9 protein-coding genes are annotated in these 9,506 nt (G+C 47.2%); 5 read left to right on the forward strand and 4 right to left on the reverse strand.

Going from position 1 to position 9,506, the window contains the following annotated elements:
* Window positions 1-21 precede the first annotated feature (21 nt).
* Window positions 22-627: a pentapeptide repeat-containing protein gene (locus tag QUB44_RS25280; RefSeq protein WP_333371817.1), complete on the forward strand. Its 606-nt coding sequence runs from the start codon at window positions 22-24 to the stop codon at window positions 625-627.
* Between the two features lie 169 nt (window positions 628-796).
* Here the strand turns inward: QUB44_RS25280 and QUB44_RS25285 are convergent, their stop codons facing one another.
* Complete coding sequence (locus tag QUB44_RS25285; RefSeq protein WP_333371819.1) at window positions 797-1,423, reverse strand: Uma2 family endonuclease; 627 nt, start codon at window positions 1,421-1,423, stop codon at window positions 797-799.
* A 137-nt stretch (window positions 1,424-1,560) separates the two neighbouring features.
* Here QUB44_RS25285 and QUB44_RS25290 point away from each other — a divergent pair, with 137 nt between their 5' ends.
* Entirely contained in the window at window positions 1,561-3,294 is a 1,734-nt protein-coding gene (locus QUB44_RS25290; protein WP_333371821.1) for a DUF3352 domain-containing protein, read from the forward strand.
* A 201-nt stretch (window positions 3,295-3,495) separates the two neighbouring features.
* Here QUB44_RS25290 and mrdA read toward each other — a convergent pair whose 3' ends face one another.
* Window positions 3,496-5,322: a penicillin-binding protein 2 gene (gene mrdA, locus QUB44_RS25295; protein WP_333371833.1), complete on the reverse strand. Its 1,827-nt coding sequence runs from the start codon at window positions 5,320-5,322 to the stop codon at window positions 3,496-3,498.
* A 159-nt stretch (window positions 5,323-5,481) separates the two neighbouring features.
* Entirely contained in the window at window positions 5,482-5,742 is a 261-nt protein-coding gene (locus QUB44_RS25300) for a hypothetical protein (RefSeq protein WP_333348765.1), read from the reverse strand.
* Between the two features lie 129 nt (window positions 5,743-5,871).
* On the opposite strand from QUB44_RS25300, the gene QUB44_RS25305 reads away from it, so the two are divergent.
* Entirely contained in the window at window positions 5,872-6,354 is a 483-nt protein-coding gene (locus QUB44_RS25305) for a hypothetical protein (RefSeq protein WP_333167668.1), read from the forward strand.
* Between the two features lie 180 nt (window positions 6,355-6,534).
* The gene (gene cysE / locus QUB44_RS25310; protein WP_333371823.1) at window positions 6,535-7,341 is read left to right on the forward strand and encodes a serine O-acetyltransferase; all 807 of its coding nucleotides are present in this window, start codon (window positions 6,535-6,537) and stop codon (window positions 7,339-7,341) included.
* 128 nt (window positions 7,342-7,469) lie between these two features.
* Here cysE and QUB44_RS25315 read toward each other — a convergent pair whose 3' ends face one another.
* The gene (locus QUB44_RS25315) at window positions 7,470-8,051 is read right to left on the reverse strand and encodes an Npun_F5749 family FMN-dependent PPOX-type flavoprotein (protein WP_333371825.1); all 582 of its coding nucleotides are present in this window, start codon (window positions 8,049-8,051) and stop codon (window positions 7,470-7,472) included.
* A 205-nt stretch (window positions 8,052-8,256) separates the two neighbouring features.
* Here QUB44_RS25315 and QUB44_RS25320 point away from each other — a divergent pair, with 205 nt between their 5' ends.
* On the forward strand, window positions 8,257-9,375 hold the full coding sequence (locus QUB44_RS25320) for a tocopherol cyclase family protein (RefSeq protein WP_333371828.1): 1,119 nt from the start codon (window positions 8,257-8,259) through the stop codon (window positions 9,373-9,375).
* Window positions 9,376-9,506: the final 131 nt, after the last annotated feature.

The raw sequence follows: 9,506 nt of genomic DNA on the forward strand, positions 1-9,506 counted from the left end.
AAATCTAAAATCTAAAATCGAATGACTCAACCTCAAAATCTCAATTTTGCTAACCAAAACTTGCGGAACCGTTCTTTTAAAGGGCTTGACTTGTCAGGGGCGAATTTCAGCGGTTGCGACATTCGAGGCTGCAATTTCACCGGGGCGATTTTGAGGGGGGCAAATTTTCAGGGTGTCAGAACCGGACAAAGCCGCAGGCGGGTGAGAAATTTGATTGCTAGGGCTGGGGTAACGGCGGTGACAGTGACGGCGGCTGGGGCTTTGACTGGACTGATAGCCGGGGCGGATGCGGGGGCTGTGGCTGTGGCTGGAACCGCTGCGACGGCGATTGCTGCGACTCGGTGCGAGGCTGGGATTGTGGCTGGGGCTGTGGCTGGGGCTGCTGCTGCGATCGGCGCTAGCGGTATTGTGACCTTTTTGGGCGGAGATACTATTAGGGGAATTGTCTTATTTTTGGTTTCTGGGGTAATTCTTGGGTTAACTGCGATCGGCTTTTTTATTGCTGTTGAAGAAATAGAAAAATTGTCGGTAACGTCGTTTAGAAAGGCTGATTTAACTGATGCTGTATTCGATCCGGGGGCGGTTCTAGATGCAGATTTTTCCGATGCGCGAGGAGTGCCGTGGTAGATTGCACAATTACTGATTTTTTTGATTTTTTACCGAAAGCATCCAGGATACAAGCCCCCGGATTCATCCGTGGAAAAATAAAAAACCTGTATCCGATGAAACTTGCCCCCCGAATTTATTCGTGGGATGAATGCTTCAAATCTAAAATCTAAAATCTAAAATCTAAAATCTAAAATCGATTGACCCATTCCCGGAATTCTCGCACTGCTGTGGTTGCGCCTGTAGTTTGAGTGCGATCGATAAATTCGTCAACTTTTGCAGTCGGTAGCATCGGGAAAGCCCGGGAAAAATTGCACTCCGCATATTCGCCATTTTGCAATTGATAAAACTTGATGCTTCGTCCGTCGTACCGCCAAATTTCTGGTACGCCTAAATCTGCATATAAATCGAATTGATTTAAGGAACTGCTGGTAATATCAATTTCCAGTGCTAAATCTGGTGGCGGATCTTGAGCAAAGTCTAATTCAGTTCTCCCTCTGACCAGTGCTTCATTCTGGATATAATAGCATGAATGTGGTTCTTTACCCGCTGCTTTTTTGCGTTTTTTAATAGTCATCGAGCCAAAGGGGTTGTACTCTAGATTGAGCTCTTCTATGAGAGTTACAATTAAGCGATCGATTAGCCTGTTGCGATTTTCATGTTCCGGTAGCGGCACCATAATTTCTAATTGACCTTGATGATAAGCAATTCTGGTGGAACGTTTGTTGCCCAGTTCCCCTAGGAGGCTTTCATATAACTGCCAACTGATATTGGGGAGTAAAATTCGCTGTTCGGCGGGCGTTGATATTGTTAGCATTTTACTTAGATTTTATAGTTTGAGAATATTTTAGTTTATCCTTTTTTTTTTCCGAACAGCACAAAAAGTATCTGCCGACAGCTACGGTCATGCGCTACTCTAGTTAATAATAGACTGTGGTCATTAGTCCTTGTTGTATGAAGCTGCGATCGTTCTTTTCTTTCCTCATTGCTGGCGTCTTGGCACTCTTAGGCTTGAGTGCGGGTGGTTTTTACTGGCTGACAACTCAAACTCCCCTGAATTTGCTCGCCGGCGGGCCGACAACTACTCCGGCTGCGGCTGTGTTTGTCTCGAAACAAGCACCTTTGTTAGCTTCAATGCTGGTAAATCCCGATCGCCTCGAAGCATTGCGACAAGTTTTTGCCACTCCCGAAGAAAGAAGTCGATCGCACGCAGAATTTGAGCAAATCAAAAAAAGTTTCCTCGCCAGTACAGGCCTCGATTACAGTAGAGATATCCAACCTTGGATAGGTGACGAAATTACCCTCGCCGTGACAACGCCAGATTTCGATGGCGACAGCAGCAACGGCAAACAAACCGGGTTTTTGCTGGCCGTTTCCTCCCAAAAAGTCGATCGCAGCCAACAATTTCTCGACTCCTACTGGCGCACACAATCTCGTGGCGATAAAACAGTGCAGTCGGAAATATATAAAGGCGTGAGAATTAATTATAAACAAGCACCAAGAGTCCAGAAAAAATCTGCTTCACTTTCGCCTTTTAACCCATTTTCTCTGCCGACTTCCAAGTTGCCCTCCAGCTTCGCAACAGCAGCCATCGGCGGTAATTTAAATTCTGGGAATAACCAAAGTTTTGTTTTATTTTCCAATAGCCCTATTGTGATTCGAGATGCAATTAATAACGTTGAATCAGCCAACCTAAATCTTAATAATACCCCGGAATATCAAAAAGCTTTGCAGCAGCTAACTCAAGGCAGAATCGCTTTAGCATTTGTCAATCTCCCGCAATCAGCAACCGGGCAAAATCCCCAAGTTTCTCTTAATTCCCTCGCAGTTGCTGTCGGAGTCAACCGACGGGGATTGCTGGCTCAAACTGCTTTAGTGACATCGCGAGAAAACACAGCTTCTCCAACACTCTCTGAACCAGTGCAAGCCTTGCAATACATTCCCTCAGCCAGTCCTTTCGCGGTCGCCAGCACCGATTTAAGGAATTTTTGGGCTGATTTGTCATCGGCGGTTTCCACTAATGCAGAAGTCTCAAATTTAGTCGATCGCACCTTCGCAGATATTCAGCAAGTTTGGGGCGTTAACCTGCAGCAGGATATATTTAATTGGGTACAAGGAGAATACGCTTTAGCAGTCCTTCCGAATTCGTCAAATAGTGCCGACTGGATTTTTGCAGCCGAAAAATCTGGTGATTCCCAAAAGGCGATCGACAAACTCGATGAAATTGCCCGCAGCAAAGAATACAGCATCGGCAGCTTCACTCTCAGAAACCAGAAAATTACCGCTTGGACGCAGTTGACAACGAGTCCAAATTATGGTAAAGAAAATAATAGAAAAAGTGCGATAGAAACCGAGGCAAAAGGAGTCCGAGCCACCGTCGGCAAATACGAAATTTTCACCACTTCAGTAGAAGCAATGGACGCAGCACTAGAAGCAGCCGCAACAGGTTCTTTAGTTGCCAATCAAGATTTTCAAACTAGCATTGAACCGCTACCGCCATCTAACGACGGCTATTTTTATTTAGACTGGCCATCCAGCAGGGCAATTTGGGAAAAACAAATCCCGCTGTTGAGGTTAATTGAACTTTCGGCAAGACCATTATTCGACCATTTGCGATCGCTCACTGTCACCAGTACGGGAGAAATAACAGGAATTCGCAAAGCTACAATATTTATACGGCTGAATTAGTTAGTAGTCATTAGTCAGTAGTCAGTAGTCAGTAGTCATGAGTCATGAGTCAGTAGTCATGAGTCATGAGTCATGAGTCAGTAGTCATGAGTCATGAGTCAGAAGGAAGAAGGAAGAAGGAAAAACAAGAAACTATGCCCAATTCCCCATTCCCAATTCCCCATTCCCAAGGACTACTGACTACTGACTAAGGACTAATGACTACTGACTAAGGACTACTGGCTGCTTCACCTTTTTCGGTTGCCCAAAATAAGCTTGAAATACCTCTTTGGCGATCGGGGCCGCGGCAACAGAACCATAACCGCCATTTTCCACAACCACGGCGATCGCAATTTCCGGCTTCTCAGCAGGCCCGAAGGCCACATACAAAGAGTGATCCTCCTGTCCGATGACTTCCGAAGTCCCTGTTTTGCCCGCCGTCAGCGGAATCGTACCGTCATTCAATCCCTGTCCCGTACCCTCGGCAACCACCGCGATCAGTCCTTCCTTAACCACCTGAATTGTTGAAGGTTTCATCCCCGTATGTACCCGTTGAGTCTCCGCTGTGCCGGTCATAGAAGTCAAAAGATGGGGCTTGACCCGATAGCCGCCGTTAGCGATCGAACTCACCATCACCGCCCCCTCCAAAGGAGTCATCAACACCAACCCCTGCCCGATCGACATCGTTACCGTATCACCCGCATACCAAGGTTCTTGATAAAGTTTCTCCTTCTCCTCCGGCGTCGGGATTTGACCGTGATTGCCACCGCCTAGCCCCAAAAGATTCAAATCCGTATCCTTGCCAATTCCCAAGCGCTGTCCCCACTTAGAAATTGGCTCCGGCCCCGTACTAATCCCCACTTGATAAAAAAACGTATTGCTGCTGAAAGCCAAAGCCTCCCGAAAGCCGATGTCGCCGAAACCGCCGCTGTGTTCGTTAAAATCAATTCCCCCCACAGTAATGTAAGACGAAGTACCGAGAATTGAGCCCGGCGAAAACTTGCCCGACTCCAGGCCCGCGACGGAAGTCACAATTTTAAAAGTGCTACCGGGGGGATAGCCTTGCATGGCCCGATTCAAAAAAGGATTTTCCGGATCTTGAAGAGTTTCCCACTCATCCTTAGTGATTTTTCGCGTAAACAGATTGGGGTCAAAAGTCGGGTGGCTAGCCATAACTAATACCGCCCCGGTTTTGACATCCAGCGCCACTACTGATCCCCGGCGATTCCCCAGGGCTTTTTCGGCTGCTTTTTGCATGGACAAGTCTATGGTTAGCTGCACCGCCTCACCGGGTTTGGGCGGTGTCTCTCCCATCAGCCGCAATTCTTGATTTTGGGCATTTACCTCGATCAGCCGATCGCCCCAAACTCCGGCAATCTTCTTGTTAGAGCTCGCTTCTATGCCCATTTGACCGACAATCATCCCCATCGGATATTCAGGATGAGCTTCCAAGTCTGCTGCGGTAGCTTCGCCAATATATCCGATAACGTGAGCAGCCAAACTGCCTTCGGGATAGTAGCGGTTCGCTTCTGGCCGCACTTCCACTCCCCGCATTTGTCCCACCTCTTCTGCTAGTGGCACAAACACCTCTGGCGGCATTGCTTGCTTGAGCCGCACCGGTCTGTAGGATTGAGGCTCGACCTCTTTTAATTTTTTTAAAATTTCTTTTGCCGGAATCTTAACCAGCGGACTCAACTTTTCTGCTGTCACTTTCCACTGTTCCGGCGTTTGTTCTTTCGGCCACAAATATACCGATCGAGCTAAATTGTTTGCCGCTAGCAACTTGCCTTTGCGATCGACAATGTGTCCACGATTCGCCGGCATTGGCACTAGGCGAACGCGATTATTTTCGGCTCGTTCCCGGTTTTGCTTCCCTTGTATCAGTTGCAATTCCACCAGCCGACTAGCGTGCAGGCCTAGCAAACCTGTTGCCACCAGCATTAACACGATCGCCCGGTGTATCGGACGCTCCTGTCTCTTAGGAGTTTCCGCCAGGGTTTTGTCAGGAGAGTGAAATGCTGAGATCGAATAAACTTGTCGTTGCATCATTCTATAGGTAGATGTCAAATCCTAGATTTTAGATTCTTGAATTGTCAATTGTGAAGTATACATCATCAAACCGGGGACAATCGGGCCTTGACTCTTGGGGGAAACGGAATCATTGATCATTAACTTTTGACTAATCACTAAATAACTCATGACTGTTAACTAATCCCCCAAGCACCAAGAAATAGCCAGAAAAATCACGGTCAGGCTCAGCCAATTAGGGAGGTGGAGCCAGCCGGATAGACCTATAGGTAACAATACCAAGGCCTGTGTCAATAGGGAACCGATCGCCAACAGCAAGGCTAGGAGTATCAAATTTATCATCTTGACACCGTACAATTTCGGATATGAGTCGATCGCCTGTGGCAGAAATCCGAGTGGCACAAGCGAGCGCGATCGTACAGGGATTGTCCTGATAGACATAAGAAAGAGAAGCCAGGAGGTTTGGAACTAATTTAAAAAAAATTATTCTTCCTCCACAGTTTGGATTCTAGGGGCTGCGATGGGTAAATTTTGAGTTGTGGTTTTAAGTTGTGACCGAGGAGTATTGCCATGTTGTTTAATCAGCGAGCCAATTTCAAAAACGGTGCGCTCTTGGCTGCGATCGCCGCGATCGCCGCCCTACCAGTTTTAGCAGAAACAGCCAATTTCGGCACTTTAACTTTATCGCGAGGTTTTGCAGCCCCAACAGCAGTTTTGAGAGGTTCCACAGGCGGATCGTACTCTCTATCTGTCATAGCCAACGCCGATCGCCACAAAAACAAATGTTTGGGTTTTGCCACCCCAACTCCCGACCACATCATAGTCTTGCAACAAAACTTTTCAAAACTCACACTCCAAGTCAACAGCGAAGGAAAGGACACGACCTTACTCGTACAAGGCCCCGGTAATGCGGTGCTCTGCGGAGACGATATAGGTCAGAATAAAGATGCTGCCATACTTGATTCTGACTGGCAAGCAGGCTCTTACAGGATTTGGGTAGGTACTGTCGAACCCGGAGTCAAGTCTAACTATACAATCTCAGTACAGGAATAGAAAACAGCGGCGCTGTTGGATGGAGAAAATAAAATATCATCAAATTCTCCCCCATCTCGCACTCTCCCACGGTTCCATTCCGTAATATCCCCCAATCTCCCGATCGACCGCTCACTTCCCCCATCCAGTAAAATGTAAAATCGAAAGTGGCGTGTTTAACCAAAATAGGTAACTCCGAAAGTGCTAAAGACTCTTAGAGCTGACTTCAGTATAATTTTCGATCGCGACCCTGCCGCTCGCAACTGGCTGGAAGTTTTGTTTTGCTACCCCGGTCTTCAGGCCCTAGTGCTGCACCGCCTCGCACACTGGCTTTATGTGTTGGGACTTCCCTTCATCCCCCGCTTGATTTCCCACATTGCTCGCTTTTTGACCGGAATAGAAATCCACCCAGGGGCAACCATCGGCAAAAGCGTATTCATCGACCACGGTATGGGGGTTGTGATCGGCGAAACAGCGATTATCGGCGATTTTGCCCTAATTTACCAAGGTGTCACCCTTGGCGGTACTGGCAAACAAAGTGGCAAGCGTCACCCTACCGTCGGCGAAAACGTAGTTGTAGGTGCCGGCGCCAAGGTACTCGGCAATCTGCAAATTGGCAATAACGTCCGCATCGGCGCCGGTTCCGTCGTACTCCGGGACGTACCATCTGACTGTACAGTGGTAGGGATTCCCGGCCGCATCGTATATCGATCGGGAGTGCGCGTCAATCCCCTAGAACACGGCAGTTTGCCGGATTCGGAAGCTGTGGTAATTCGCTCTTTGCTCGATCGTATCGAGTCCCTCGAACAGCAAGTAAAAAGTTTGTTTCCTCAAGAATCTGTCTCCTTAACTTCTGATCCCACTTCCCACAATTTCCACTCAGTATCAGAAGCTTTAAACCAAGCCAGCAATGTAGCCTTAGCCGAAAAAACACAGCTAGTTACAACGCCTAGCTGCAAGTTAAAAGATAAAGCAATTCAAGAATTTTTGGACGGCAGTGGCATCTAAAATTTGAATAGGGCATAGGGCATAGGGCATAGGGAATTGGGCATAAGGCATTGGTGAATGTTAACCGTTAACTGATGACTAATAACTAATGACTAATGACTAATGACTAATGACTAATGACTTCTTTTTCAAGGATTAACCGATCGCACAGACCAATTTCCCTCCCCGTCGCGCCGATAAAGCGATCGGTTCTGCGGTTCCCCCCGCAACTCCAAGAAGTCCACCGTTTCCGGTTCCAACAACAGCAAGCAAAAATTAGGCAGTGGCTCGATCGCATCTAGGGAAGCAGAATCAAAAGCACTAGCCTCGGCTTTCTCATCCCCCGGATGCGGCCAAGCAAACTGTGCTCTAGCCGCCTCAGAAAGCTCCTGCCAAGTTTTGCACCGCGATGAGCACAACTCTGCCTCTGGATAATCTGCCCCTACCAAAACTAGCTTTCCAGCAATCCGAAATTGTTCGCGAGTTTTGGGGAAATACCAGCAAATTTCCCCCCAAGGATAGAGATTAATCTCCTCTGCCTTTTGGCTGCGAATATCTGTAATAAACTTTAACTGATTAGTATCTGCTAAAAAGCCTCGAAACACCACAGTGCGGTTGGCAGGACGCCCGGTAGCCCGAACAGTTGCTAGTTGCAAGTAGCGGGCAAAAGCAAGACTGCGGTTGCGGTGGAGCGCGCGAGCTAGGGGCGATCGCCAAAGTGCTAAAGACATAATTAATAACCTATCATATTAGTCATTAGGCATTGGGCATTGGGCATTGGGCATTGGGCATTGGGCATTGGGCATTGTTAACCGTTGACTGTTGACCGTTAACTAATGACTGTTAACTAATGACTACTGACTACTGACTACTGACTAATGACTGTTAACTAATGACTACTGACTAATGACTCTTCTTTCTGCTATTGGTAATTTTATGTCAAATTCACTCTCAAAACTCAAAACTATTGAAACTCCCCACAGCGGATACCACTGGGACGGCAGTTCCCGCCGCTTTTTTGAAGGCTGGTACTACCGAATAACATTACCGATTCACGGACAATCTTTTGCATTCATGTATTCCATCGAAGACCCCAGAGGCGGTCAACCTTACAGTGGCGGTGCAGCTCAAATTCTCGGCCCGAAAGATAGCTATTTGTGCCGCACCTTGCCCGATGTAAATAAGTTTTGGGCGCACCGAGAAGGCTTGGCTTTCGGACATTGGGGCAAAACAGATTTACAAATTAAACCCCAATATTTAGATCCGCAAGTATTCGACAGCAGCGTCGAAGAAGGCTATCAATCTACTGCTACTTTGAATCAAGGTTATCTGCACGATCCGGGAAGCGGCAGCCACTGTTTTTGGCAGTACGAAATTCAACCTATTTATGGCTGGGGAAACTCTGAGGAAATCCAGAAATCTACGGCGGGAATGGTATCTTTTCTACCCATATTTGAACCGGGATGGCAAATTTTAATGGCTCACGGTTTAGCCACGGGCTGGATTGATTGGAACGGCCAACGCTACGAATTTAAAGATGCTCTCGCTTACAGCGAAAAAAACTGGGGCGGTGCTTTTCCGCAAAAGTGGTTTTGGATTAATTGCAATTGTTTTCAAGGCGAAAAGGATTTAGCTTTAACTGCTGGCGGCGGCAAGCGGGGCGTGCTGTGGTGGATGGAATCGGTAGCAATGATTTGTCTGCATTACCGAGGCAAATTTTACGAATTTGTGCCTTGGAATTCGCAAGTTACTTGGACTATTGAACCTTGGGGAAGCTGGAAAATGCAGGCGAGAAACAGTCAGTTTGAAATTGAGTTAATTGCCACTACAAACTGTTCTGGTACTTATCTGCGAGCTCCTACAGAAAAAGGTCTAGCTTTTTGCTGCCGTGATACGACGCACGGCGAATTGCGCTTGCAACTGCGAGAGTTGTTGGGGGGAAATGTGGAAAAAAATGGCAAGCAGCGTTCTAGAGTTATCTTAGAGGCTCAAAGTTCTTTATCGGGTTTAGAAGTTGGGGGCGGGCCTTGGGATGAAGTTTGGCGATCGAATTAAGTCAGTAGTCATTAGTCATTAGTCATTAGTCATTAGTCAGTAGTCATTAGTCATTAAGCTGTTCAGCATTTAAATTTTTTGCCTGAAAGCCAGGGTGCAAGGAGTCTAGGCTTCAAAAATCCCAATTTAAA

It is taken from the genome of Microcoleus sp. AT3-D2 (assembly GCF_036705715.1).
In the GTDB taxonomy this organism is placed as follows: domain Bacteria; phylum Cyanobacteriota; class Cyanobacteriia; order Cyanobacteriales; family Microcoleaceae; genus Microcoleus.